At 71.5% G+C, this 25,592-nt stretch carries 26 protein-coding genes; 5 read left to right on the forward strand and 21 right to left on the reverse strand.

The annotated features are described in order from the left end of the window. Both D1J60_RS06895 and pyrR read right to left on the reverse strand, forming a co-directional pair. A complete protein-coding gene (locus D1J60_RS06895; RefSeq protein ID WP_125594208.1) occupies positions 1-990 on the reverse strand; it encodes an aspartate carbamoyltransferase catalytic subunit in 990 nt (329 codons plus the stop codon). A 105-nt stretch (positions 991-1,095) separates the two neighbouring features. Further along, positions 1,096-1,683 carry a bifunctional pyr operon transcriptional regulator/uracil phosphoribosyltransferase PyrR gene (gene pyrR, locus D1J60_RS06900; protein ID WP_125594207.1) on the reverse strand — a complete coding sequence of 196 codons (588 nt, stop codon included), beginning with the start codon at positions 1,681-1,683 and terminating at the stop codon, positions 1,096-1,098. 249 nt (positions 1,684-1,932) lie between these two features. Between pyrR and bldD the strand changes: the two genes are divergently transcribed. Continuing rightward, on the forward strand, positions 1,933-2,433 hold the full coding sequence (gene bldD / locus D1J60_RS06905; RefSeq protein WP_007263032.1) for a transcriptional regulator BldD: 501 nt from the start codon (positions 1,933-1,935) through the stop codon (positions 2,431-2,433). Positions 2,434-2,595: 162 nt separating this feature from the next. On the opposite strand, the gene nusB is transcribed toward bldD, so the two are convergent. The 15 genes from nusB to rpsD form a co-directional block, all read right to left on the reverse strand. After that, positions 2,596-3,027 (reverse strand): transcription antitermination factor NusB, encoded by a 432-nt coding sequence (nusB, locus tag D1J60_RS06910; RefSeq protein WP_125594206.1) that lies wholly within the window; start codon positions 3,025-3,027, stop codon positions 2,596-2,598. Between the two features lie 2 nt (positions 3,028-3,029). Further along, the gene (gene efp, locus D1J60_RS06915; RefSeq protein WP_007263034.1) at positions 3,030-3,596 is read right to left on the reverse strand and encodes an elongation factor P; all 567 of its coding nucleotides are present in this window, start codon (positions 3,594-3,596) and stop codon (positions 3,030-3,032) included. A gap of 59 nt (positions 3,597-3,655) precedes the next feature. Then, a complete protein-coding gene (locus D1J60_RS06920; RefSeq protein WP_125820518.1) occupies positions 3,656-4,762 on the reverse strand; it encodes an aminopeptidase P family protein in 1,107 nt (368 codons plus the stop codon). Positions 4,763-4,852: 90 nt separating this feature from the next. Beyond that, positions 4,853-5,587, reverse strand: a complete 735-nt coding sequence (locus D1J60_RS06925; RefSeq protein ID WP_241253171.1) for an AAA family ATPase — start codon at positions 5,585-5,587, stop codon at positions 4,853-4,855. A gap of 46 nt (positions 5,588-5,633) precedes the next feature. After that, positions 5,634-6,074: a type II 3-dehydroquinate dehydratase gene (gene aroQ / locus D1J60_RS06930; RefSeq protein WP_125594202.1), complete on the reverse strand. Its 441-nt coding sequence runs from the start codon at positions 6,072-6,074 to the stop codon at positions 5,634-5,636. After that, positions 6,071-7,162: a 3-dehydroquinate synthase gene (gene aroB / locus D1J60_RS06935; protein ID WP_125820520.1), complete on the reverse strand. Its 1,092-nt coding sequence runs from the start codon at positions 7,160-7,162 to the stop codon at positions 6,071-6,073. Before aroB ends, aroQ begins: the two co-directional genes overlap by 4 nt. Further along, positions 7,159-7,677 carry a shikimate kinase gene (locus D1J60_RS06940; protein WP_125594200.1) on the reverse strand — a complete coding sequence of 173 codons (519 nt, stop codon included), beginning with the start codon at positions 7,675-7,677 and terminating at the stop codon, positions 7,159-7,161. Before D1J60_RS06940 ends, aroB begins: the two co-directional genes overlap by 4 nt. After that, positions 7,674-8,858 carry a chorismate synthase gene (aroC, locus tag D1J60_RS06945; protein ID WP_125820521.1) on the reverse strand — a complete coding sequence of 395 codons (1,185 nt, stop codon included), beginning with the start codon at positions 8,856-8,858 and terminating at the stop codon, positions 7,674-7,676. The genes D1J60_RS06940 and aroC overlap by 4 nt, the downstream gene beginning before the upstream one ends. Before the next feature lie 186 nt (positions 8,859-9,044). Beyond that, complete coding sequence (locus tag D1J60_RS06950; protein WP_125820522.1) at positions 9,045-9,872, reverse strand: shikimate dehydrogenase; 828 nt, start codon at positions 9,870-9,872, stop codon at positions 9,045-9,047. A 7-nt stretch (positions 9,873-9,879) separates the two neighbouring features. After that, a complete protein-coding gene (gene mltG / locus D1J60_RS06955; RefSeq protein ID WP_125820523.1) occupies positions 9,880-11,604 on the reverse strand; it encodes an endolytic transglycosylase MltG in 1,725 nt (574 codons plus the stop codon). 128 nt (positions 11,605-11,732) lie between these two features. Further along, positions 11,733-12,203 (reverse strand): Holliday junction resolvase RuvX, encoded by a 471-nt coding sequence (ruvX, locus tag D1J60_RS06965; protein WP_030028999.1) that lies wholly within the window; start codon positions 12,201-12,203, stop codon positions 11,733-11,735. Positions 12,204-12,205: 2 nt separating this feature from the next. Further along, positions 12,206-14,875, reverse strand: a complete 2,670-nt coding sequence (gene alaS / locus D1J60_RS06970) for an alanine--tRNA ligase (protein WP_125820524.1) — start codon at positions 14,873-14,875, stop codon at positions 12,206-12,208. Beyond that, positions 14,875-15,219 (reverse strand): DUF6167 family protein, encoded by a 345-nt coding sequence (locus D1J60_RS06975; RefSeq protein ID WP_125594195.1) that lies wholly within the window; start codon positions 15,217-15,219, stop codon positions 14,875-14,877. The genes alaS and D1J60_RS06975 overlap by 1 nt, the downstream gene beginning before the upstream one ends. An 8-nt stretch (positions 15,220-15,227) precedes the next feature. Beyond that, a complete protein-coding gene (locus tag D1J60_RS06980; protein WP_007263046.1) occupies positions 15,228-15,656 on the reverse strand; it encodes a DUF948 domain-containing protein in 429 nt (142 codons plus the stop codon). A gap of 219 nt (positions 15,657-15,875) precedes the next feature. Then, positions 15,876-16,487, reverse strand: a complete 612-nt coding sequence (gene rpsD / locus D1J60_RS06985; RefSeq protein ID WP_007263048.1) for a 30S ribosomal protein S4 — start codon at positions 16,485-16,487, stop codon at positions 15,876-15,878. A gap of 55 nt (positions 16,488-16,542) precedes the next feature. On the opposite strand from rpsD, the gene D1J60_RS06990 reads away from it, so the two are divergent. After that, positions 16,543-17,457 (forward strand): DUF2470 domain-containing protein, encoded by a 915-nt coding sequence (locus tag D1J60_RS06990; protein WP_125820525.1) that lies wholly within the window; start codon positions 16,543-16,545, stop codon positions 17,455-17,457. A gap of 8 nt (positions 17,458-17,465) precedes the next feature. Here the strand turns inward: D1J60_RS06990 and D1J60_RS06995 are convergent, their stop codons facing one another. The 4 genes from D1J60_RS06995 to D1J60_RS07010 all read right to left on the reverse strand — a co-directional run bounded on the left by D1J60_RS06995 (position 17,466) and on the right by D1J60_RS07010 (position 21,652). After that, positions 17,466-18,818, reverse strand: a complete 1,353-nt coding sequence (locus D1J60_RS06995; protein ID WP_125594193.1) for a replication-associated recombination protein A — start codon at positions 18,816-18,818, stop codon at positions 17,466-17,468. A gap of 51 nt (positions 18,819-18,869) precedes the next feature. Then, on the reverse strand, positions 18,870-19,484 hold the full coding sequence (locus D1J60_RS07000; protein ID WP_125820526.1) for a vitamin K epoxide reductase family protein: 615 nt from the start codon (positions 19,482-19,484) through the stop codon (positions 18,870-18,872). 187 nt (positions 19,485-19,671) lie between these two features. Then, positions 19,672-20,931: a histidine--tRNA ligase gene (gene hisS, locus D1J60_RS07005; protein ID WP_125820527.1), complete on the reverse strand. Its 1,260-nt coding sequence runs from the start codon at positions 20,929-20,931 to the stop codon at positions 19,672-19,674. Positions 20,932-20,941: 10 nt separating this feature from the next. Beyond that, positions 20,942-21,652, reverse strand: coding sequence for an MBL fold metallo-hydrolase (locus tag D1J60_RS07010; RefSeq protein ID WP_125820528.1), 711 nt, complete (start codon positions 21,650-21,652; stop codon positions 20,942-20,944). Positions 21,653-21,804: 152 nt separating this feature from the next. Between D1J60_RS07010 and D1J60_RS07015 the strand changes: the two genes are divergently transcribed. The 3 genes from D1J60_RS07015 (at position 21,805) to D1J60_RS07025 (ending at position 25,481) form a co-directional block, all read left to right on the forward strand. After that, a complete protein-coding gene (locus D1J60_RS07015; RefSeq protein ID WP_125820529.1) occupies positions 21,805-22,587 on the forward strand; it encodes a peptidylprolyl isomerase in 783 nt (260 codons plus the stop codon). A 189-nt stretch (positions 22,588-22,776) separates the two neighbouring features. Then, positions 22,777-24,006, forward strand: coding sequence for a DUF349 domain-containing protein (locus D1J60_RS07020; RefSeq protein ID WP_125820530.1), 1,230 nt, complete (start codon positions 22,777-22,779; stop codon positions 24,004-24,006). A 230-nt stretch (positions 24,007-24,236) separates the two neighbouring features. Beyond that, positions 24,237-25,481, forward strand: a complete 1,245-nt coding sequence (locus tag D1J60_RS07025; RefSeq protein ID WP_241253172.1) for a glycosyltransferase family 39 protein — start codon at positions 24,237-24,239, stop codon at positions 25,479-25,481. Positions 25,482-25,592 lie beyond the last annotated feature (111 nt).

Raw genomic sequence — 25,592 nt, forward strand, 5'->3', positions numbered from 1 at the left:
TTACTTGTTCTCCTCGGTACGGGCGGCGGCGGGGGTGGTGACGGCGGGCTCGGAGCCTCCGAGCAGCAGGTAGAGGACGGCCATGCGGATCGAGACGCCGTTGGCGACCTGCTCGACGACCGTGCAGCGGTCGGAGTCGGCGACCTCGGCGGTGATCTCCATGCCGCGGACCATGGGGCCGGGGTGCATCACGATGGCGTGCTCGGGCATCTTGGCCATGCGGGCGGCGTCCAGGCCGTAGCGGCGGGAGTACTCGCGCTCGGTCGGGAAGAAGGCGGCGTTCATCCGCTCGCGCTGCACACGCAGCATCATCACCGCGTCGGACTTCGGCAGCACCTCGTCGAGGCCGTACGAGATCTCGCAGGGCCAGTTCTCGACGCCGACCGGCACCAGGGTGGGCGGGGCCACCAGGGTGACCTCGGCGCCGAGGGTGTGCAGCAGCTGGACGTTGGAGCGGGCGACCCGGCTGTGCAGGACGTCGCCGACGAGGGTGATGCGGCGGCCGTTCAGGTCCTTGCCCAGCCCGGCGTCCCGGCCGACCAGCCGGCGGCGCATGGTGAAGGCGTCGAGCAGCGCCTGCGTGGGGTGCTCGTGGGTGCCGTCGCCGGCGTTGATCACCGGGGCGTCGATCCAGCCGGAGGTGGCGAGCCGGTAGGGGGCGCCGGAGGCGTGGTGGCGGATGACCACGGCGTCCACGCCCATGGCCTCCAGGGTCTGGGCGGTGTCCTTGAGGGACTCGCCCTTGGAGACGCTGGAGCCCTTGGCGGCGAAGTTGATGACGTCGGCGGAGAGGCGCTTCTCGGCGGCTTCGAAGGAGATCCGGGTACGGGTCGAGTCCTCGAAGAACAGGTTGCAGATGGTGAGGCCGCGCAGGGTGGGCAGCTTCTTTATCGGCCGGTCGGCGACCCGGGCCATCTCCTCGGCGGTGTCGAGGATCAGGACGGCGTCGTCGCGCGTGAGGTCGGCGGCCGAGATGAGGTGGCGCTTCATCTGGGTGCTCCGTAAGTCTGGAGGGCAGGCAGGCGGGGCTGACGGGTGTGCGGGCAGGGCAGGCCTCGGCACGGGCTCCCGCGAGGGGTCCCGTACGCGCGGCGGTTACTGCCCTGCTGCCTGGGCGGTCCGCTGGCCGAGCAGCACGGCGTCGCGGCCGTCCTCCTCCTGGAGCTGGACCTTGACGGTCTCGCGCAGCGAGGTGGGCAGGTTCTTGCCCACGTAGTCGGCACGGATCGGGAGTTCGCGGTGGCCGCGGTCGACGAGGACCGCGAGCTGGACGGCGCGGGGGCGGCCGATGTCGCCGAGCGCGTCGAGGGCGGCACGGATGGTGCGGCCGGAGAAGAGGACGTCGTCGAGGAGGACCACCAGGCGGCCGTCGATGCCGTCGCCGGGGATCTCGGTGCGGCCGATCGCCCGGGCGGGCTTCAGGCGCAGGTCGTCGCGGTACATGGTGATGTCGAGGGAGCCGACCGGGATCTTCGTCCCGGTGATCTCCTCCAGCTTGGCGGCCAGCCGGCGGGCCAGGTACACACCGCGGGTGGGAATGCCGAGGAGCACCACGTCGTCGGCGCCCTTGGCGCGCTCGACGATCTCGTGGGCGATGCGGGTCAGGACCCGGGCGATGTCCTGCGCCTCCAGAACGGGGCGCATTTCCTCGTCGGCCGAGACCTGGGAAGTCGTGCTGTCCATGAAAAGGACCTCCTTCTCCGCCTCACGGGACGGACCTTAAAGGACGTCTGATGTACGCCGTCCACGGTACCAGGGACGGGCGGGGGTCCTCGCACCGGGGGCCGGCGGCACCCCTCGTAAGAGGGCGTGGAAGAGCATTCGGCTTGACGCATCCAAGTAACGCTGCGTAACCTCACAGTGAGTTACCAGCCGCGCGGCGGAGCCGCATGGTCTCCATGTAGTCACAGCGTCACAGCGTCCGGGAGCGTTATGTCCAGCGAATACGCCAAACAGCTCGGGGCCAAGCTCCGCGCCATCCGCACCCAGCAGGGCCTCTCCCTCCACGGTGTCGAGGAGAAGTCCCAGGGCCGTTGGAAGGCCGTGGTGGTCGGTTCCTACGAGCGCGGGGACCGCGCCGTGACCGTCCAGCGCCTCGCCGAGCTGGCGGACTTCTACGGGGTTCCGGTCCAGGAACTGCTGCCGGGCACGACCCCCGGCGGTGCGGCCGAGCCGCCGCCGAAGCTGCGCCTCGACCTGGAGCGCCTGGCGGGCGTCCCCGCCGAGAAGGCCGGCCCCCTCCAGCGCTACGCGGCGACGATCCAGAGCCAGCGCGGCGACTACAACGGCAAGGTGCTGTCGATCCGCCAGGACGACCTGCGCACCCTGGCCGTCATCTACGACCAGTCCCCCTCGGTCCTGACCGAGCAGCTCATCAGCTGGGGCGTCCTGGACGCCGACGCGCGTCGCGCGGTGGCCCACGAGGACATCTAGGCCCCGCAGAGCCGTCCCGGCTCAGCAGAAACGTTACCGGCGGGTGCCGGCGCCCCAGGGCGCCGGCACCCGCCGGTTTTTTCGTCGGTCGACCGGCACAACGGCGGAGGGCCCGTGGCGCGCATGCGCCGCGGGCCCTCCGCTCAGCCGTCCGGCTCCGGGCTATTCGCCCCGGCGCAGGCTCGGCTTCAGGTCCTTGAAGCGGGCCAGCAGGCCGTTCACGAACGCCGGCGAGTCGTCCGTGGAGAACTCCTTGGCCAGCTGCACGGCCTCGTCGATCGCCACGACGTCCGGGGTCTCGTCGACCCAGATCAGCTCATAGGCACCAAGCCGCAGGATGTTCCGGTCGGCGACCGGCATGCGGTCGAGCTCCCAGTCCACGGCGTAGGTGACGATCAGGTCGTCGATGCGCTTCACCTTGTCGGCGTAGCCCTCGACGAGGTCCATCGTGAAGGCGCTGACCGGCGGCTGCCGGTCGTCCGACCGCGAGTGGCGGATCCAGTCCGCGAGGACCTCGCGCACGGGCACGCCGCGCTGGTCGGCCTCGAAGAGGATCTGGAAGGCGCGCTTGCGCGCGTTGCTCCGGGCAGCCACGGTTAGCTGTTCACCCGGCCGAGGTAGGCGCTGGTGCGGGTGTCGACCTTGATCTTCTCGCCGGTGGTGACGAAGAGCGGGACCTGGATCTCGTGGCCGGTCTCCAGCTTGGCGGGCTTGGTGCCGCCGGTGGAGCGGTCGCCCTGGACGCCCGGGTCGGTGTGCTCGATGGTCAGCTCGACGGCGGCCGGGAGCTCGACGTAGAGCACCTCGCCCTCGTGCTGGGCCACGGAGGCGGTGAAGCCCTCGATGAGGAAGTTGGCGGCGTCGCCGACGGCCTTGCGGTCGACCATCAGCTGGTCGTAGGTGCTCATGTCCATGAAGACGAAGTAGTCGCCGTCCATGTACGAGAACTGCATGTCACGGCGGTCGATCGTGGCGGTGTCGACCTTCGTGCCGGCGTTGAAGGTCTTGTCGACGACCTTGCCGGAGAGCACGTGCTTGAGCTTGGTGCGCACGAAGGCCGGGCCCTTGCCGGGCTTGACGTGCTGGAACTCGACGACGGACCAGAGCTGGTCACCGTCGAGCTTGAGCACCATGCCGTTCTTGAGGTCGTTCGTGGAAGCCACGGTTGCGGAATCTCCTGCACTGGAAGACCAGGGGTGCGCGCACGGTCCGGCGGTGCGGACTAGAGCGCGAGCAGTTCCTTGGTCGTAATGGTGAGTAGCTCGGGACCGCCGTCCGCCTCGGGGCGCACGACGAGCGTGTCATCGATCCGGACACCTCCCCGGCCCGGGAGGTGAACCCCCGGCTCGACGGTGACCGGCACGCAAGCGTCCAGTTTACCCATTGCCGTGGGTGCAAGCTGCGGGTCCTCGTCGATTTCGAGGCCCACCCCGTGTCCCATCCACCCCGCGAGGGCTTCACCGTGCCCTGCGGAGTCCAGTACGGAACGTGCCGCGTGGTCCACTTCCCGGTACGCGGCACCGGGCACCAGGGCCTGCCGGCCGGCCCGCTGGGCGGCGAAGACCAGGTCGTACAGCTCGATCTGCCAGTCGGCCGGCGTGGTCCCGATCACGAAGGTGCGGCCGATCTCGCAGCGGTAGCCCCGGTAGTTGGCGCCGAGGCAGACGGAGAGGAAGTCCCCCTCCTCCACCCGCCGGTCGGAGGGCCGGTGGCGGGAGCGGCCCGAGTGCGGGCCGGTGCCCACGGAGGTCGGGAACGCCGGACCGTCCGCGCCGTGGTCCACGAGCCGGCGCTCCAGCTCCAGGGCCAGGTGGCGTTCGGTACGGCCGACGAGGATCGACTCCAGCAGCTCGCCGAGGGCCTGGTCGGCGATCTCGGCGGCGATCCGCAGACAGGCGATCTCCTCCTCGTCCTTGACCACCCGTTGCTGTTCCACCGCCGTGCCGAGGTCGGCCAGCCGCAGCCGGGGCGCGACCGAGTGCACGGCCCGGTGCCGGCCGACGGTGAGGTGGTGCTCCTCGACGGCGAGGGAGTCGGCCCGGTTCGCCGCGGCCAGGTCGGCTGCGGCCACGGCCGGGTCGGCGCCGGGTGCGGGCAGCACGGAGACCCGCAGCCCCTCGTCGAGCCGCCCCTCCTCCGCCTCGCCGGTGGGCGCCCCGGGGCAGAACAGCACGTCGTCGGCGGGTCCGACCAGCAGGACGGCGCCCAGCGGGGACGCCCCGGCGAGGTAGCGGACGTTCGCCGGACGCGTGACCAGGGCTGCCGAGTTGCCCGCGGCGGCGCAGCGCTCGCGGAGCAGGCCCCTGCGGGCCTCGTACACGTCTGACATGTATTCGAGCCTACGAGCGCCCCGCGCATCCGGCCCGGCGAGCGCGTCCGGACGGGGCCGGGACCACGCCCGTCCACAGCCGCGCGAGCCCTACCAGCGGGGCGGGCTCGCCAGCGCCCGGGCGAGGGCCTCGTCCAGGGCCCGCGCGGTGCCCTCGACGTCGAGGTGGGTGTTGTCGATGATCGGCAGCCCGGATCCGTACCAGCCCGCCATCCTGCCGTGGATGCGGGCGACCTCCTCGTCGGAGAGCCGGCGGTTGCCGGAGCGGGCCGCGTTGCGGTCGAGGACCACGTCCAGGCCGGGCAGCAGCACCACCGGCAGCAGGGCCGGCCCCACGTGCCGCTTCCAGCCGCCGAGGCCCACCACGGGCCGGTCCGGGAAGACGGCGTCGTCGAGGATGCAGGAGATCCCGTTCGCCAGGAAGTTGCGGGCGGCGAAGCCGCAGGTGCGGCGGGCCAGGCGGTACTGGGCCTCGGAGTGCTCGTTCCAGCCGGCCTGCGGGTCCGCGAAGCCCGAACAGACCCATTCGCGGACGTCGTCCAGGCTGATGTGCGCCGTCGGCACCGGGCGGGTGCGCGCCCAGTGCCGGGCCACGGTCGTCTTGCCCGCTCCCGCTGGGCCGATCAGCAGGACGGCGAGCACCGTCGCGCCGGTGCCGGGCGCGGCAGGGCCGGACGCGGGGGCCGCGGCGGGAGGCAGCGGGATGTGCCCCGTCGCGTCGGGGACCGGTGTCACCGGCCAGCCCTGCGCAGGGGGTATCGGCGGCTGCGGGGGAACCGCCGGGTGCTGTCCCGGCGGCCCCCAGCCCCCCACTCCGTGCTGCATCCGCGCCACTCCGTCTCGTTCAGGCGACTGATGCGAGAACGTTATCTCAGGCCGTGACCTCTTCCGCCAGCGCACGCAGCGCCAGGCGGTAGGAGCCCAGCCCGAAGCCCGCGACGGTGCCGGTCGCCACGGCCGCGATGACCGAGGTGTGCCGGAACTCCTCCCGGGCGTACGGGTTGGAGATGTGCACCTCGATCAGCGGCGCGGTGCGCTGCGCGGCCGCGTCCCGCATCGCGTACGAGTAGTGCGTGAAGGCGCCCGGGTTGATGACGACCGGGATCCTGCCGTCGGCCGCCTCGTGCAGCCAGCGCACGAGCTCGCCCTCGTCGTTGGTCTCGCGGACCTCCACGTCGAAGCCGAGCTCGGCGCCCAGGGTGCGGCAGCTCTCCACGAGGCCCGCGTACGAGGTGGCCCCGTACACGTCGGGCTCGCGGGACCCGAGCCGGCCCAGGTTCGGGCCGTTCAGGACCAGCACCCGGCGGCTCACGCGGAGACCTCGCCGTAGGCGGCGACCAGGTGCGCCGGGTCCGGGCCCTCCAGCACGGTGGGCTTGGCCAGGCCGTCCAGGACGATGAAGCGCAGCAGGTTGCCGCGGGACTTCTTGTCGACCTGCATGGTCTGGAGCAGCTTGGTCCACTGGTCGCCGCGGTAGGTCAGCGGGAGGCCCACCGAGGCCAGCACCGCCTTGTGCCGGTCGGCGGTGGCGTCGTCGAGCCGCCCGGCCAGCCGGCCGAGCTCGGCCGCGAAGACCATGCCGACGGAGACCGCCGCGCCGTGCCGCCACTTGTAGCGCTCGTTCTTCTCGATGGCGTGCGCGAGGGTGTGGCCGTAGTTGAGGATCTCCCGCAGGCCCGACTCCTTGAGGTCGCTGGAGACCACGTCGGCCTTGACCTGGATGGAGCGGACGATCAGCTCGGCGGTGTGCGGGCCGGCGGGCGTGCGGGCCGCCGCCGGGTCCTCCTCGATCAGGTCGAGGATCACCGGGTCGGCGATGAAGCCGGCCTTGATGATCTCGGCGAGGCCGCTGACGTAGTCGTTGACCGGCAGCGACTCCAGCGCGGCCAGGTCGCAGAGCACCCCGGCCGGCGGGTGGAAGGCGCCGACGAGGTTCTTGCCCTCGGCGGTGTTGATGCCGGTCTTGCCGCCGACGGCCGCGTCCACCATGGCCAGCACGGTGGTCGGGACGGCGATCCAGCGCACCCCGCGCAGCCAGCTGGCCGCGACGAAGCCGGCCAGGTCGGTGGTGGCGCCGCCGCCCACGCCGACGATGACGTCGGTGCGGGTGAAGTTGGACTGGCCGAGCGCCTTCCAGCAGTACGCGGCCACCTCGACGGTCTTGGCCTCCTCGGCGTTCGGCACATGGATGGCGACCGCCTCGTAGCCCTGCTCCGCCAGGTCCGCGCGCAGCGCCTCGCCGGTCTCGGCCAGCGCCTCGGGGTGGATCACGGCGACCCGCTGGGCCTTGGGGCCGATCAGGCCGCCCAGCTCGCCGAGCAGCTGCCGGCCGACCAGCACGTCGTACGCGTCGTGTCCGGCGCTGGCGCCGACGTTGATCCGCGTCACCTGGTCTGTCATACGTCCTTCAACTCCAGAGCGTCGAGGACCGCCTGGGCGACCTCTTCGGGGGTGCGGTCGTCGGTGGCCACGACGACGCGCGCGACTTCGGTGTACAGGTGGCGCCGGGCGTCCATCAGCTCGCGCCACTGGCGGCGCGGGTTGACGGCGAGCAGCGGCCGGGCGGCGCCGAGCCCGACGCGGCGCACGGCCTCCTCGACGTCCATCGACAGGTAGGCGACGGGAAGCCCGGCCAGCAGGGCACGGGTGCCCTCGTCGAGGACGGCGCCGCCGCCGAGGGCGAGGACTCCGGTGTGCTCGGCGACGGCGGCCGCGACGGCCGCCCGCTCCAGCTCACGGAAGTACGGCTCGCCCTCGTCGACGAAGATGTCGGAGATCTCGCGGCCCTGGGCCGCGACGATGTCCGCGTCGGTGTCCCGGTAGGGGACCCCGAGCCGGCGGGCGAGCACGCCGCCCACCGTGGACTTGCCGGAACCCATGGGTCCGACGAGTACGACCAGGGGGCCGCCCGTCACCGGATCTGCAGGTTGTCGAGGTAGGACCGCACGTTGCGGCGGGTCTCGGCGACCGAGTCGCCGCCGAACTTCTCGACCACGGCGTCGGCGAGGACCAGCGCGACCATGGCCTCGGCGACGATGCCCGCGGCGGGCACGGCGCAGACGTCGGAGCGCTGGTGGTGGGCCACGGCGGCCTCGCCGGTGGCCACGTCGACGGTGGCCAGGGCGCGCGGCACGGTCGCGATGGGCTTCATCGCGGCGCGGACGCGCAGCAGCTCGCCGGTGGTCAGGCCGCCCTCGGTACCGCCGGAGCGGCCGGAGGTGCGCCTGATGCCCTCGGGGGTGGAGACGATCTCGTCGTGGGCCTGGGAGCCGGGCACGCGGGCCAGCTCGAAGCCGTCGCCGACCTCGACGCCCTTGATGGCCTGGATGCCCATGAGCGCCGCGGCGAGGCGGGCGTCGAGGCGGCGGTCCCAGTGGACGTGGGAGCCGAGACCGACGGGCACGCCGTACGCGAGGACCTCGACGACGCCGCCGAGGGTGTCGCCGTCCTTGTGGGCCTGGTCGATCTCCGCGACCATCGCCTTCGACGCGTCGGCGTCGAGGCAGCGGACCGGGTCGGCGTCGAGCTTCTCGACGTCGGCGGGGGTCGGGTAGACGCCGTAGGGGGCCCGGGCCGAGGCCAGCTCCACCACGTGCGAGACGATCTCGATGCCCGCGACCTCCTTGATGAAGGAGCGGGCGACGGCGCCGAGGGCGACGCGGGCGGCGGTCTCACGGGCGCTGGCGCGCTCCAGGATCGGCCGGGCCTCGTCGAAGCCGTACTTCTGCATGCCCGCGAGGTCGGCGTGGCCGGGGCGGGGGCGGGTCAGCGGCGCGTTGCGGCCGGTTTCCTTGAGCAGCGAGGGGTCCACCGGGTCGGCCGACATGACCGTCTCCCACTTGGGCCACTCGGTGTTGCCGACCATGATCGCGACCGGGGAGCCCTGGGACAGACCGTGGCGGACGCCGCCGAGGAAGGTGATCTCGTCCTGCTCGAACTTCATGCGGGCACCGCGGCCATAGCCGAGCCGGCGCCTCGCCAGGTGGTCGGCCACCAGCTCGGTGGTGACCGGGACGCCGGCGGGAAGGCCCTCCAGCGTCGCGACCAGTGCCGGTCCGTGCGACTCTCCTGCGGTCAGCCAACGCAACCTGCTCAACGATGCTCCTCATGCTCGCGCCTGGCACTGCGACGACCCGTCCGGATGCGCGGACCGGACGGCCGTACCCGAATCCTCCCACGTCCGGACCGTCCCGCGGATCTCGGTCCAGCTGACGGACGGCCCGGAAGGCCGGACGTGTGCCATGGTGCCCGGTGCGGCTATCGGCTCCCTACGTACGGGGCCTCAGTGGCGGGCGCGCAGGGCCGCCTCGCCGGCGGCGCGCATGGCGGCCAGGGGGCCGGGGGTGCGGCCGGTCATCTGCTCGACCTGGAGCACGGCCTGGTGGACGAGCAGGTCCAGGCCGCCGAGGAGGGTGCCGCCGCGCCCGGACCAGGCGGCGGCCAGGGCGGTGGGCCAGGGGTCGTAGAGGACGTCGAAGAGGGTGCCGGGCGCGTCGGGGACGGCGGCGGCGAGCTCGTCGGTGGCTCCGGCCGGTGTGGTGGCGATGACCAGCGGCGCCTCCAGCGCGCGGGCCGCGTCCGACCAGTCGGCCGTACGGACGTCGACGCCGAGCCGCTCGCCCCACCGGCGCATCTCGTCGGCGCGGGCGGCCGAGCGGACGTACGCGGTCACCTCGCCGGTGCAGATCCGGGCGAGGGCGGCGAGCGCCGAGGAGGCGGTGGCCCCCGCCCCGAGGACGGCGGCGGCGGGCACCTTCTCGACGCCGCGCTCGTGCAGGGCGGCGATCAGGCCCGGGACGTCGGTGTTGTCGCCGAGGCGGCGGCCGTCATCGGTGAACACCACCGTGTTGACGGCCTCCACCGAGGCGGCGGTGTCGCTGATCCCGTCGAGCAGCGGGATGACCGCCCGCTTGAGCGGCATGGTCAGCGACAGCCCGGCCCACTCGGGGCCGAGGTCCGCCACGAACCCGGGCAGGGCGGCCTCGTCGATCTCGAACCGGTCGTAGGACCAGTCGTCGAGGCCGAGCTCCCGGTACGCGGCGCGGTGCAGCACCGGTGAGAGGGAGTGCTCGATGGGCGAACCCAGCACCGCGGCCCGTATCCGTGACATGTCCTGCCTACCCGCCGTTCTTCTTCTGCGCCTGGCGCTCCTGGAACTCCGCGACGAGCTTCAGGTGCTCGTCGTAGGTCTTGGTGAAGGTCGTCTTGTTGCCGTCGACCGACACGAAGAACATCCAGCCGCCGTGGTCGGGGTTGAGCGTAGCGCTCACGGCGTCCGTGCCCGGGTTCCCGATCGGGCCGGGCGGCAGCCCCTTCACGAAGTGCGTGTTGTAGGGGTTGTCGAACTTCTGGGCTTCCTTGAGGTTGAAGTTGATCTCGCTCTGGTTCTTGACGTAGTTGTACGTCGAGTCGAACTCGATCTTCTGGTTCGTGACGTCGTTGGTCTTCTTGAGGCGGTTGTAGACCACCTCGGACATCTTGCGGAAGTCGTCGTGGTTCTTGCCCTCGGCGTTGACGAGGCTGGCGACGGTGATCACCTGGAGCGGGTTCTCCAGGTTCAGCTCCTTGGCCTTGGCCTCGACGCCCATCTCCGCGTACTTGTCCGCCGCGTTCTTGACCATCTGGCGGAGCAGCGACTCGGGCGTGCTCTCCTTCTTCAGGTCGTAGCGCGCGGGGAGCAGGAAGCCTTCCAGCGGGTCGATGATCTTGGGGTTGTTGCCGGCCCAGGCCGGCAGGCCGAGGTTCTTGGACTCGCGCAGGGCGATGTCCTTGGTGGTGCCCTCCGGCTTGCCGAGCTTCTTGTCGATCGCCTCGTAGATCTTGGTGTTGCGCCAGCCCTCGCCGATGGTGATGACGTTCAGCTTGGTGGGGTCGATCATCACCGCGACGGCGGCGGCCGCCGACATCTTCTTCTTCAGCGGGTAGACGCCGGGCTGGATCGACTGGCCGCCGGGCTTGGCCTTGGCCGCGTCGACGAACGCCTGCGCACTGGCGACGACGCCGGCCTGCTTGAGGATGCGGCCCATGGCGCCGAGGCCGGCGTCCTTGGGGATCTCGACCTCGACGATCTCCTCGGTGCCCTCGCCGGCGAAGTCCTCGGCCGGGGCGAAGCGGTCGTGGAGGTAGTTGTAGCCGTAGTAGCCGCCACCGCCGACCACACCGATGATCACGACGGCGGCGACCAGGCACGCGGTGCCGCCGCGTTTCTTCTGTTTGCCGCCCTTGCCGCCCTTGGCGCGGCCGCCGGCCCGGCGCCCGCGCGGCTCGTCGCCGTCGTCGGAGCCGCCGCCGGCGGGCAGGAGCGCCTCCTCGGGCTCCTGCTCGTCGAGCGGCTCCTCGACCGGTTCCGGTTCCAGGTGGCGCAGGCCGGGCGGCTGCGGCGGCGGGTAGGCCTCGGCCGTGGTGTACAGGTCGGGGGCCTCGCCGGGGTAGGCCCCGGCGGTCTGCTGCGCGTACGGGTCGGCGCCGGCGTACGGGTCGACCTGTACGGCCGCGGCCGCGTACTGGCCCTGGCCGGTGTCCCAGCCCTGGCCGTTGCTCCCGCCGTCGTACACGGGCTGCGGGGCCATCTGCTGGGCGGCCATCTGCTGGGCCATCTGCTGCTCGGCCATCTGCTGGTACTGGAGCTGCTGCGCGTAGGCGGCCTGCTCGTCGTACTGCTGCGGATACTGGCCCGTGAACTGCTGCTGGTACTGCGGCTCCTGCGGGTACTGCTGCTGAACGTCCCCGCCGTAGGGCACCTGCGCCTGCTGCGTCTGGTGCGCGGTCCACCCCTGGTCCCCGTAGAGGGGGTCCTGGGGGTTCCACGGTTCGGAGCCGTGGCCCCGGCCATAGTCAGTCATGGGTCCCCTAGAGCCGCGAGACGAAGGCCGCGGCTTCTGTCGGCCGCGGCACCCGGTTCCGCCTCTTTGGTGGTGAGCGACGGCTGTTCGAATGCCGTCTCATCGCGCGGAACGTTACCGTATCGCGATCAGACAACCACTTCGACGCACTCACCGGGCGGATTACCTGATACCCGTTCGGTCTCAAGAGCGTTCTGGAGGATAACCACAGCGGCCGCCTGGTCGATGACCGACCTGCCCTTCTTGGCGTTCCGGCCGGAGGCCCGCAGGCCCTGGGCGGCGGTGACCGTGGTCATCCGCTCGTCCACCAGCCTGACCGTCACCGGCTTGATGCCCTTGGCCAGTTCGTTCGCGAATGCGCGCACCTTGGCCGCGGCCGGCCCCTCCCGCCCGCTGAGCGAGCGGGGGAGGCCGACCACCACTTCGAGGGGCTCGTACTCCTCGACGAGCTGCCGCAGCCGCCGGTGGGCGAAGGGGATGTCCCGGCCCGGGACGGTCTCCACCGGCGTGGCGAGCACCCCGTCGGGGTCGCAGGACGCGACCCCGATCCGGGCGTCTCCGACGTCGATGGCCAGTCGGCGGCCTCGGCGCAGGGTCATCGTCAGGCCGTCTCTGCCACGAGGCGCTCGACGGCGGCGATGGCCTCGGGCACGGCGCCCGGGTTCTGGCCGCCGCCCTGGGCCACGTCCGGCTTGCCGCCACCGCCGCCGCCGAGGGTCTTGGCGGCGGTGCGGACCAGGTCACCGGCCTTGAGGCCGCGCTCGCGGGCCGCCTCGTTGGTGGCGATGACGGTCAGCGGGCGGTCGTTCGCCACGGTGAACAGCGCGACGACGGCCGGGCGGTCGCCCTGGATGCGGCCGCGGACGTCGAGGACCAGCTTGCGCAGGTCGTCGGCGCCCGTGCCGTCCGGCACCTGGCCGACGACGAGGGCGACGCCGCGGATGTCCTGGGCGTTCGAGGCGAGACCGGCGGCGGCCTGGAGGACCTTCTCCGCGCGGAACTTCTCGATCTCCTTCTCGGCGTCCTTCAGCTTGCCGAGCATGGTGGAGATCTTCTCCGGCAGCTCCTCCGGACGGCCCTTGACCAGCTCCTGGAGCTGGGCGACGACCGTGTGCTCCTTGGCGAGGAAGTTGTACGCGTCGACGCCCACCAGGGCCTCGACGCGGCGCACGCCGGAGCCGATGGAGGACTCGCCGAGCAGCTTCACCAGACCCAGCTGGGCGGTGTTGCCGACGTGCGTGCCGCCGCACAGCTCCTTGGAGAAGTCGCCGATGGTGACGACGCGGACCCGCTCGCCGTACTTCTCGCCGAACTCGGCGATGGCGCCCTGCTTCTTCGCCTCGTCGATGCTCATGATCTCGGCGGTGACGTCGAGCTCGCGGGAGAGCACGTCGTTGATCTTCTGCTCGACGTCGGTGAGGACCGAACCGGGGACGGCGTTCGGCGAGCCGAAGTCGAAGCGGAAGCGGCCGGGGCTGTTCTCGGAACCGGCCTGGGCGGCCGTCGGGCCGAGGGCGTCGCGCAGCGCCTGGTGGGTCAGGTGCGTGGCCGAGTGGGCGCGGGCGATGGCCCGGCGGCGGTTGACGTCGATGGCGGCGTACGCGGAGGCGCCCACCGTCACCTCGCCGACCTGCACGGAACCCTTGTGCACGGAGACGCCCGGGACGGGCTGCTGCACGTCGCGGACGACGATGACGGCGCCCGAGTCGAGCTTGATCCGGCCCTGGTCGGCGAGCTGGCCGCCGCCCTCGGCGTAGAAGGGGGTGCGGTCGAGGACGACCTCGACGTCGTCGCCCTCGGAGGCGGCGGGCGCGGAGACGCCGTTGACCAGGAGGCCGACGATGGTGGACTCGCCCTGGGTGGTCGCGTAGCCGGTGAACTCGGTGGCGCCGGAGCCGTCGGCGATCTCCCGGTAGGCCGACATGTCGGCGTGGCCGGTCTTCTTGGCCTTGGCGTCGGCCTTGGCGCGGTCGCGCTGCTCCTGCATCAGGCGGCGGAAGCCGGGCTCGTCCACGGTCAGGCCCTGCTCGGCGGCCATCTCCAGGGTGAGGTCGATCGGGAAGCCCCAGGTGTCGTGGAGCAGGAACGCCTTGTCGCCGGAGAGGACCGTGCCGCCGGTGGCCTTGGTCTCGGTCACGGCGGTGTCGAGGATGTTGGTGCCGCCCTTGATGGCCTTCAGGAAGGCGGCCTCTTCGGCGAGGGCGACGGTCTCGATGCGCTTGCGGTCGGTGACCAGCTCCGGGTACTGCTGCCCCATCGTGTTGATCACGACGTCCACCAGGTCCTGGACGACCGGGCCGGTGGCGCCCATGAGGCGCATGTTGCGGATGGCGCGGCGCATGATGCGGCGCAGCACGTAGCCGCGGCCCTCGTTGCCGGGGGTGACGCCGTCACCGATGAGCATGACCGAGGTGCGGATGTGGTCGGCGACCACGCGCATCGAGACGTCGGTGTTCTGGGCGGCGCCGTACCGCACGCCGGTCAGCTCGGTGGCCTTGTCCATGACCACGCGCAGGGTGTCGGTCTCGTACATGTTCTGCACGCCCTGCAGGATCATCGCGAGGCGTTCGAGGCCGAGACCGGTGTCGATGTTCTTCGACGGCAGGTCGCCGAGGATCGGGAAGTCTTCCTTCCCGTCGCCGGCGCCGCGCTCGTACTGCATGAAGACCAGGTTCCAGATCTCCACGTAGCGCTCGTCGTTGACGGCGGGGCCGCCCTCGACGCCGAACTCGGGGCCGCGGTCGTAGTTGATCTCCGAGCACGGGCCGCAGGGGCCCGGGACGCCCATGGACCAGAAGTTGTCCTTCTTGCCCAGGCGCTGGATGCGCTCGGCGGGGACGCCGATGACGTCACGCCAGATCGTCTCGGCCTCGTCGTCGTCGAGGTAGACGGTGATCCAGAGCTTCTCCGGCTCCAGGCCGTAGCCGCCGTCCGCCACGGAGCTGGTGAGCAGCTCCCAGGCGTACTTGATGGCGCCTTCCTTGAAGTAGTCGCCGAAGGAGAAGTTGCCGCACATCTGGAAGAACGTGCCGTGGCGGGTGGTCTTGCCGACCTCTTCGATGTCCGGCGTACGGACGCACTTCTGCACGCTGGTGGCCCGGGGGGCCGGCGGCTTGGTCTCGCCGAGGAAGTACGGCTTGAACGGGACCATGCCCGCGTTGACCAGCAGCAGAGTCGGGTCGTCCGCGATGAGCGACGCCGAAGGGACAACGGTGTGACCGCGCTCCTCGAAGAAGCTCAGCCAGCGGCGGCGGATTTCAGCCGACTCCATCAGTGGTCCTCATTCCGGTTGTACGAAAGGTTCGAACGGTGGGTGTTCTGGTGGTGCTCGATGGCCCGCAGCCGCCGCGGCCCGGGGAGGGCGGTGACGTTGTCGGGCCGGTCGGGGTCCTGGTGCAACCCCAGTGCGTCGTTCAGCTCGTCCTCGCGCTGCGTCATTCCCGCCTTGACGTCGAGGGCGAAATCCTTGAGGCGGTGCCCCGCTTCCACGGCCTTGTCGGCGGCCTGGGCGGCGAGGCTCTCCGGGGTCAGCTTCTTCAGCTGGCGGTTGACCTTGGTGGTGGCCCACACGCCGGCGGCGGCGCCTGCGGTGAACCAGAAGGCTCGGCGGAACATCGGCGGTCTCAGCCCTTCTGCTTCCGGCGCCGGGCCGGCGGCACCGTACGGCCGACGATCACGGTTCGCCGGGTGGTCTTCTGCGGGGCGTCCTCGGTGCGGCCCAGCGCCTTGCGCACGCCGTAGCCGAAGGCCGCGACCTTGACCAGGGGTCCGCCGAAGGTGGAGGCCACGGTGGAGGACAGCGCGGAGGCGTTGGAGGTGACCTCCTGGACGTCGCTCGCGATGGCGTCGACCCGGTCGAGCTGGGTGCGCGCGGAGCGGACGGTCGTGGAGGCGTCCGCCAGCAGCGGGACGGCCTGCTCGGTGACGTCGGCCACGAGCTTGGTGGTCGCGCGGAGCACCTGCGCGAGCCGTACCAGCACCACGGCGAGGAAGGACACCAGGATGGCCCAGAAAACGGCCACGAGGATGCCGGCCACCTCTCCACCGGACACGTTGCACCGCTCCCTGATCTGCTTGCCTACGGTTTCTCTACGGATCTACTGCGGAGAAAAGTCTCCCCCCGACCCTATCGCGCCGGAGATCCGCCGCAGTACCGGAATTCCGGGTCCGGTGCGGTGGGTGCCCGGTCCGCGCCCGGCAACGCGAAGGCCCGCCGCCCCCCGGAGGGGACGGCGGGCCGATGCCAGCCTGTGAGGGCTACGGCCGCTGGATCAGCGGGCGTAGTACTCGACGACGAGCTGCTCGTCGCAGATGACCGGGATCTCCTTGCGGTTCGGGTCGCGGTCGAGGCGGAAGGCCAGGGCCTTCAGGTTGACCTGCAGGTAACGCGGGGTCTCACCCTCACCGGCGTAGCCACCCTCGCGGGCGACCTGGAAGGGGTGCTTCTCGCGGCTGCGCTCGCGGACCGTGATGACGTCGTCGGGACGCACGCGGAACGACGGCTTGTCGACCTTGCCACCGTTGACCTCGATGTGGCCGTGGACGACCATCTGGCGGGCCTGGTAGATGGTGCGGGCGATGCCGGCACGCAGGACCAGGGCGTCCAGACGACGCTCGAGCTCGACGACCAGCGCCTCGCCCGTCTTGCCCTCGGCCTTCTTCGCGCGGTCGTACGCGCGGGCCATCTGGCGCTCGGAGATGTCGTACTGGGCGCGCAGACGCTGCTTCTCGAGCAGACGGACCTTGTAGTCCGAGTTCTGCTTGCGGCCACGGCCGTGCTCGCCCGGCGGGTAGGGGCGGGCCTCGAAGTACTTGACGGCCTTCGGCGTCAGGGCGATGCCGAGAGCGCGAGACTTCTTGACCTTGGGTCGCTTCTGGTTCACGGGGAACCTACCTCCATGTAAGTTAGGTGAGGCTTACCTTATCGAGGAGGACGTAATGTCTCGACCACATGGGATCCCCCTGCCCAGTGCGCAGCGCAGTTCGGATTCAGACGTAACAGAATCCGCTTGCGCCGACGATAAGCAAGGTCAGCCGCGTCCCAGGGAAGGCGTTCGGCAGCTCACCGGAGCCGAACGCGTACGAACCCTCGTAGAGTCCAACGCCTCAGTATCCCTCACGCTGCCGGGTGCTCATGACCAGGCCGAGTGGTGGACAGGGGTGCCGGCCGCGCGGACCGTCACCCCGGACGGGGACGTGATCCTCCTGGTATCAGGGGAATCCGCGGCTGCCAGGGCAGCCGCTCACGCCCAGGACGACGACCTCACCGCCGTGATCGAGATCACGGATGTGGCGCCGGTGTCCGTGCCCCATCGTATCCGAGGCCGCGCCCGCCTCACCGGGTGGCTGACCCCGGTCCGCGGCGACGACCGCGCGGGGTGCGCGGCGCTGCTCGCGGAGCGGCAGCCGGTCGGCGAGCTGCTGGCCCTGACCGAGTCGCAGGACCCGCCGTACACCGGGCGCCCCGCCTGGATGATGCTGCGCCTGGAGGTCGGCGAGGTCGCGCTGGACGACCTCTGGGGCGCCGAGCAGGTCGACCCCGACGAGCTGGCGGGGGCCGAGCCCGACCCGCTCGCCGCCCACGAGACGGAGCTGCTCCAGCACCTCGCCTCCGCCCACGCCGACCGCGTCGCCGACCTGTGCGGGCTGCTCGGCTCCCGGGAGGCGGCCGGCCTGACCGCCGTCCCGCTGGCCCTGGACCGCCTGGGACTGCGCGTGCGCTTCACCGCGGGCCCGGGCCGGCCCTCCCCCGCCCCCTCCTTCGACGCACGCTTCGACTTCCCGGAGCCGGTGGCGGACGTCTGCGGGCTGCGCCGTGCCATGCGTGCCCTGTTCGCCGCCGCCGCTCACTGAGGGCAGGGTCAGGCGCCGCCGCGCAGCCTCTCGCGGACCTTGTCCACCACGTCCGCGTACCGCGCCTCCGCCCCGTACCGCGTCGGCTCGTAGTACCGCTTGCCGTGGATCTCGTCCGGCGCGTACTGCTGCGCGGCGATCGCGCCCGGCACGTCGTGCGGGTAGACGTACCCCACCGCGTGCCCCAGCTTCGCCGCCCCCTTGTAGTGCCCGTCCCTCAGGTGCGCCGGCACCGCGCCCGCGAGCCCCGCGCGGACGTCGGCCAGCGCCGCGCCGATCGCGGTCGTGGCGGTGTTCGACTTCGGGGCCAGCGCCAGTGCGATGGTCGCGTGCGACAGGGTCAGCGCGGCCTCCGGGAAGCCGATCATCGCCACCGCCTGGGCGGCCGCCACGGCCAGCGGCAGGGCCGTCGGGTCCGCCAGGCCGATGTCCTCGCTCGCGGAGATCATCAGGCGCCGCGCGATGAACCGGGGGTCCTCGCCCGCGTCGATCATCCGGGCCAGGTAGTGCAGCGCGGCGTCCACGTCCGAGCCCCGGATCGACTTGATCAGGGCGCTGGCCACGTCGTAGTGCTGGTCGCCGTCCTTGTCGTAGCGGACCGCCGCCCGGTCGACGGCCTCCTCCAGCGTCTGGAGGGTGATCTCCTCCTCGCCCTTGGCGATGGCCGAGCCGGCCCCCGCCTCCAGCGCGGTCAGCGCGCGCCGGGCGTCACCGCCGGCGATGCGCAGCAGGTGCGCCTCGGCGTCGGCGGGCAGGGTCACCGCCCCGCCCAGGCCCCGTTCCTCCGTGAGGGCGCGCCGCAGCAGGGCGCGCAGGTCCTCGTCGGTCAGCGGCTCCAGGGTGAGGAGCAGCGAGCGCGACAGCAGCGGGGAGATGATCGAGAAGTACGGGTTCTCGGTGGTCGCCGCGATCAGGGTGACCCAGCGGTTCTCCACGGCGGGCAGCAGCGAGTCCTGCTGCGCCTTGCTGAAGCGGTGGATCTCGTCGAGGAAGAGGACGGTCTCCTTGCCGTAGCCGCCGGCGGCGCGCTTGGCGCCCTCGATGACGGCCCGGACCTCCTTGACGCCCGCGGTGATCGCGGAGAGCTCGACGAACCGCTTCCGGGTGGCCTGGCTGACGACGTACGCGAGGGTGGTCTTGCCGATGCCGGGCGGTCCCCAGAGGATCACCGAGGAGGCTCCGGCCGGTCCGCCGGCGCCCTCCCCCACCAGCCGTCGCAGCGGCGAGCCCGGCTTCAGCAGGTGCTGCTGGCCGACGACCTCGTCCAGGTTGCGCGGGCGCATGCGGACGGCGAGCGGGGAGCTCGCGGGGTCCTTTTCCCGGCGGTCCTCGGCTGCGGCGGTGAAGAGATCTGGTTCCACACAGGAAGCCTATGCGAGGCCACTGACAGCGCGACGGCGCTCAGGTCCGGCTCAGGAGGTCCAGAAGTCCCACCAGCGCGTCAGGATCAGCATGCCGATGATCCCGATGTGCAGGACCGGCAGCACCCAGGTGAACTCGTCCAGGAAGCCGCGAAGCCACGCGGGGGCGGGCAGCAGGCCCTGGCGCACGTTGTGCGAGGTGACGTACCAGAACATCAGGATGGTGGCGACCCAGGCCAGGCAGCACCACAGGCAGAGCGAGTTGATGTTGTACAGGGACTGGTACGTCAGCCAGGCGCAGAACCCGACGCCGAAGAGGGTGCCCGCGTTCAGCGTCAGCCAGTACCAGCGGGCGAACCGGGCCCCGGCCAGCAGGCTCATGCCGACGCAGATCACGATCCCGTAGGCGACCAGGCCGAGCATCGGGTTGGGGAAGCCGAAGACGGCCGCCTGCTCGCTCTTCATGATGTTGCCGCAGGAGACGACCGGGTTCAGGGAACAGCCCGGGACGAAGTTCGGGTCCTCGAGCAGCTTGAACTTGTCGATGGTGATCACCCACGCGGCCAGCAGGCCCGCCGCTCCGGTGATGACCAGCAGCAGGGCGAGCGCCCGGCTCCCGCCGAAGGTCCGCGGAGCGGTGTCCGCGCCTGCGCCTGTTGTCGTCATCCCGATCCCGCCCGCTCCGCTTCCGCAAGGTCATCAAGCAGGGGCCATTGTGCCGTACGGCGGCGGGCGCCATCCGTTCGCGGAGGATAAGGACGGCCGGGAAACACCCCGGTTCCCGGCCCGGAAAAGCGCCGGGGGCGGAGCGGGGAGGACTCCCCCGCCCCGCCCCCGGCGGGCGGTCCGGACGTCAGGCCAGACGGGCCCGCACCTCGGCGACCAGGTCGGAGACGGCCACGGCGGCCTGCTCGCCGGACTCCATGTCCTTGAGCTGGACGACGCCCTCGGCGAGGTCGCGGTCACCCGCGACGATCGCGAGGCGCGCGCCGCTGCGGTTGGCGTCCTTCATGGCGCCCTTGAGGCCCTTTCCACCGTAGGACATGTCGGCCGCGACCCCGGCCCGGCGCAGCTCGGTCACCAGTGCGAAGACGGCCGGCTTGGCCTCGCCCAGCGCGACCGCGAACACCGCCGTCGACGCCGGGATGTCGAGCTGCACGCCTTCCGCCTCCAGGGCGAGGACGGTGCGGTCCACGCCGAGCGCCCAGCCGACGGACGGCAGCGCCGGCCCGCCGATCATCTCGGACAGGCCGTCGTAGCGGCCGCCGCCGCCGACGGCGGACTGCGAGCCCAGGCCGTCGTGGACGAACTCGAAGGTGGTGCGGGTGTAGTAGTCGAGGCCGCGCACGAGCTTCTCGTCGTCCTCGAAGGCGACGCCGGCGGCCGTGACCAGGGCCCGGACCTCCTCGTGGTACGCCTTGCACGCGTCGCACAGGTAGTCGCGCAGCACGGGCGCGCCGGCCAGCTGCTTCTGCACCTCGGGCCGCTTGTCGTCGAGGACGCGCAGCGGGTTGATCTCGGCCCGGCGGACGGTCTCCTCGTCGAGGTCGAGACCGCCCAGGAAGGTCTGGAGGGCCTCCCGGTAGACCGGGCGGCACTCCTTGTCGCCGAGCGAGTTCAGCAGGATGCGGAAGTTGCGCAGGCCGAGCGAGCGGTACGCCTGGTCGGCGAGGATGATCAGCTCGGCGTCCAGGGCCGGGTCCTCGGCGCCGATGGCCTCGGCGCCGACCTGCGAGAAGTGGCGGTAGCGGCCCTTCTGCGGCTTCTCGTAGCGGTAGTACGAGCCCGAGTACCAGAGCTTAACCGGCAGGTTGCCCTTCTTGTGCAGGCTCGACTCCAGGGCCGCGCGCAGCACGGAGGCCGTGCCCTCGGGGCGCAGGGCGAGCTGGTCGCCGCCCTTGGTGGTGAAGGCGTACATCTCCTTGGAGACGATGTCGGTGGACTCGCCGACGCCGCGGGCGAAGAGGCCGACGTCCTCGAAGCCCGGGGTCTCGATGTAGCCGTAGCCGGAGTTCCGCAGGGGCGCGGAGATGGCCTCGCGCACCGCCAGGTACGTCACGGAGACCGGCGGGATCAGGTCGTACGTGCCCTTGGGGGCCTGAAAAGTAGCCACGAAACTCTCGTCACATTCCTCGTCGTGGGGCGGCGGTGCCGTCCCCCAGGCCGGCGGCGACTTCCCGCAGGTACGGGTTGGTCGCGCGCTCGCGGCCGATGGTGGTCTGGGGACCGTGGCCGGACAGCACCACGGTCGAGTCGTCCAGCGGCAGGCACACGCGGGCCAGCGACTGGAGCATCTCGGCGTGGGAGCCGCCGGGCAGGTCGGTGCGTCCGATGGAGCCGGCGAACAGCAGGTCGCCCAAGAAGAAGACGGGCGGGACGTCCGCCTGCTCGGGCATCCGGAAGGTCACCGACCCCTTGGTATGCCCGGGCGCGTGCGCCACGGAGAACTCCATCCCGGCCAGCTTCAGGGCGGCGCCGTCGGTGAGCTCGCGGACGTCGTCCGGCTCGCCCACGGTCAGCTCCCCCATGAGCGGCATGCCGATGGAGCGGCCGAGCGCCTTCTCCGGGTCGCTCATCATGTAGCGGTCCTGGGGGTGGATCCAGGCCGGTACGTCGTGTGCTCCGCACACCGGGACCACCGAGGCCACATGGTCGATGTGGCCGTGGGTGAGGACGACGGCGACGGGCTTGAGGCGGTGCTTCTTCAACGTCTCCTCGACGCCCTGGGCGGCCTGGTGGCCCGGGTCGATGATCACGCACTCCTCACCGGCGGCGGGGGCGACCAGGTAGCAGTTGGTGCCCCAGGCCCCGGCGGGGAATCCGGCAATCAGCACGTTCGTCCTCAATCGTCGTCCGGTGGGCGGCACCGGATCGGAATCTGCTGCTCAGAGCGTACCGGCGCCCCTCATCACACAGCGAACCCATATACGGTACGGCCTAACCCAGCCCGGACAGCGGTACCAGAGACGCACAAGGAGACGACCCGGTGGTCACGAGCGATCAGCGTCGGCGACAGCTCGCCAGGGAGAAGTACGAGCGCCAGCAGAAGCGACGCGCGGAGGCCCGGCGCAGGTCGCGGCAGCGCCTGGCGGTCATCGGCGCGGCCTCGGCCGTGGTGATCGCCACGCTGGTCGGCCTCGTCGTGGGCGGTGTGTTCGACAGCGGGGACACGAAGGACTCGGCGGCCGACCCCTCGTCGTCCCCGTCGGCGCCGACGCCGAAGAAGTCGCCCTCGCCCGCCATGGCGATCGACGACAAGGCGAAGTACACCTTCGACCTGAAGACCAGCGCGGGCGACGTGAAGTTCGAGATGGACGCGGCGAAGACCCCGCAGACGGTCAACTCGTTCAAGTCGCTCGCCGACAAGGGCTTCTTCGACAAGACCAAGTGCCACCGCCTGGTCACCGGCGGGATCTTCGTCCTCCAGTGCGGCGACCCGGAGGGCACCGGCATGGGCGGTCCCGGCTACAACGTCCCGGACGAGAACCTGGACTCCCTGGGCAAGCCCAACGAGCAGGGGCAGGTGGTCTACCCGGCCGGCACGGTCGCGATGGCCAACACCGGCCGTCCCGGCACCGGCGGCAGCCAGTTCTTCCTCGTCTACAAGGACAGCCCGCTCGCCCCGTCGTACACCCCCTTCGGGAAGATCGACGCGGCCGGTCTGAAGGTGCTGGAGGAGGTGGCCAAGGCCGGGACCGCGGACGGCGCCCAGGACGGGGCCCCCAAGACCCCCGTGACCATCGAGAAGGGCACCGTCACCAAGAACTGACCGGGCCGCGCGGCCCCGGGCCCGGCCGGCCCGCCGCCCGTACGTCGATATTCCGTCGTGCGGGATGCGGACAGCCGGCCCGGCGGTCGCCTATGTTGGCGTTGTGCAGGGCGGGCGCTGCCCGCCCCAGGAAACTGTGGACGATGCCCGGGGGTCCACCCCCGGCGGGCATCAGGTGGAGGAGGCGCTGTGAGCAGCGACCCGTGGGGCCGAGTCGACGAGACCGGCACCGTGTACGTGCGTACTTCCGAGGGCGAGCAGGTCGTCGGCTCGTGGCAGGCGGGCACCCCTGAGGAGGCCCTGGCCTACTTCGAGCGCAAGTACGAGGGCCTGGTGGTCGAGATCGGCCTCCTCGAACGGCGGGTTCGGACCACTGATCTGTCCGCCAAGGACGCCCAGACGGCGATCGAGCACCTGCGTACCCAGGTCGACGAGCACCACGCCGTCGGCGACCTGGAGGCGCTCCGCGTCCGGCTCGACAAGCTGGTGGCGACGGTGGACTCGCGGCGCGAGGAGCGCAAGGTCCAGAAGGCCAAGCAGGCCGACGAGGCCCGTACGGCCAAGGAGGCCCTGGTCACCGAGGCGGAGCAGCTGGCGCAGAGCGACCAGTGGCGCAGCGCCGGTGAGCGGCTGCGCGCGCTGGTGGACATCTGGAAGGGTCTGCCCAGGCTCGACCGCAAGTCGGACGACGAGCTGTGGCACCGCTTCTCGCACGCCCGCTCGGCCTTCTCCAAGCGCCGCAAGGCGCACTTCGCGGCGCTGGACGCGCAGCGCGAGGACGCCCGCAAGGCCAAGGAGAAGCTGGTCGCCGAGGCCGAGTCGCTGTCGGGGTCGACGGACTGGGGTCCGACGGCCGCCCGCTACCGCGAGCTGATGGACAGCTGGAAGGCGGCCGGCCGGGCGCAGCGCGAGGCCGAGGACGACCTGTGGAACCGCTTCCGCGGAGCCCAGGACGTGTTCTTCGCGGCGCGCGGCGAGGTCTTCGCGGAGCGCGACGCCGAGCAGGTCGAGAACCTGAAGCTGAAGGAGGAGCTGGCCGTCGAGGCGGAGAAGCTCCTGCCGGTGACGGACCTGAAGGCGGCGCGGGCCGCGTTCCGCTCCATCAACGAGCGCTGGGAGGGCATCGGCCACGTGCCGCGCGACGCCCGTCCGAAGGTAGAGGGCCGGATGCACGCCGTGGAGCGGGCCATCCAGGAGGCCGAGGAGGGCGAGTGGCGGCGTACGAACCCGGAGGCGCGGGCCCGTGCGGCCGGTCTGACGGGTCAGCTGCAGGCGGCCGTCGACAAGCTGCGTGAACAGATCGACGCGGCGCGCGCGGCCGGCAACAACGCGAAGGCGGACAAGCTGGCCCGGGAGCTGGAGGGCCGGCAGGCCCTGCTGGACCAGGCGCTGAAGGGCCTGGAGGAGTTCGGCGGCTGACGCCGCGCGCTCCCGCTCCCTGGGCTTTCCGACGGACGGGCACCACCGGTTTTCGGCCGGGTGGTGCCCGTCCGTCGTTCCGGGCGTACGGCGTCCCCACCCGCCCCGCCGGGTGCGGCCCTCCGTTATCAGGTCGACGCAGCCTGCGGGTCTGTCGCACCTCGATCATGTGTACCGTTGTACGGTGCCGCCTCGGCGGACCCCCAGCCGGGCGAGGACCAGGATCGAAAGTGACGCATACCCACATACGCGCGGATGTCCCAGAGACCCGTCCCGTCGCGCGGCACGCCGCCGACAAGAGGACACCGGGACGCCCGGGGGTCGGGCGGCGCGTACTCGCCAGTCTGCGGCGGGCCCGGAAGGCGCTGCTGATCCACATCGGGCTGCGGGCCGTCGGGCTGGCCGTGATGGCCGTCTGGGCCCGCCGCGAGGGCGTGGGGCCGCTGGAGGTCCTGGGCGGGCGCTGGGACTCCGACTTCTACCTCCACATGGCCGAGCACGGCCTGACGACGGAGATGCCCGCCTCCTGCGGCCCGGTGGGGCCGGGGTGCCAGATGGCGTTCTTCCCCGTCTACCCCCTGGTGGTGCGGTGGACGGTGAACGTCACGCACCTGCCCGTGAACTGGGCGGCGATCGGGGTGGCGCTGCTCGCGTCGGTGATCGCCGCGTGGGGCGTCTTCGCCGTCACCGACAAGATCTACGGGCGCCGGGTCGCCCTCTTCACCTGTGCCCTGTTCGCGATCGTTCCGGCGGCGCTGGTCCAGTCGATGGCGTACACCGAGCCGGTGTTCCTCGCCCTGTCGGCGTGGGCGATGTACGCGGTGCTGACGAAGTCCTGGCTGACGGCCGGTGTGCTGGCCTTCCTCGCCGGTGCCACGCGTCCCTCGGGGTCGGCGATCGTCGCGGCCGTGGTGCTGGCGGGCGTCTGGGAGATCGTGCAGTGGCGCCGTAGGCGGCGCGTGCAGCGTCCGCCCGTGGGGCGGATCCTGGCGGCCTCGCTGATCGCGCCGCTGGGCTGGTTCGGCTACGTGGGCTTCGTGGGCCTGCACTTCGGCCGCTGGGACGGCTACTTCGAGCTCCAGGACCGCTGGGGTTCGAAGTACGACGGCGGCATCGACACGCTGCGGTCGCTGAAGAAGACCTTCACGGACACGCACCTCACCCTCAACCACGTCGTGGTGTCGCTGACGGTGGTCGCGGCCGTGGTGCTGTTCGTCATGATCACGCGCAAGCGCCGGCCCCCGGCGGTCGTGTGGGTCTTCACGGCCATGATCATGCTGGTGGCGCTGGGCGGCGCGGGCTTCTACTACTCGAAGATGCGCTTCATCATGCCCGCCTTCCCGCTGCTGTTCCCCTTCGCGCTGGCCCTGGCCAGGGCCCGGCGGAGCACGGTGATGTGGGTCGTCGGGGCGGCCACGGTGGTGTCCGCGCTCTTCGGCGGCAACCTCAACTTCGTCTGGTGGGCCAACCCCTGATCCGCCGGCCGCCCGTGACGGCAGTGGGCGCCACCCCCTCGGGGGTGGCGCCCACTCGCGCTTGCGGCTTCCGGCTTCCGCTTCGGGTTCCGCTCGCCGTTCCCGTTTCCC

It is taken from the genome of Streptomyces sp. W1SF4, from assembly GCF_003950035.1.
Taxonomy (GTDB): Bacteria; Actinomycetota; Actinomycetes; order Streptomycetales; family Streptomycetaceae; genus Streptomyces; species Streptomyces racemochromogenes.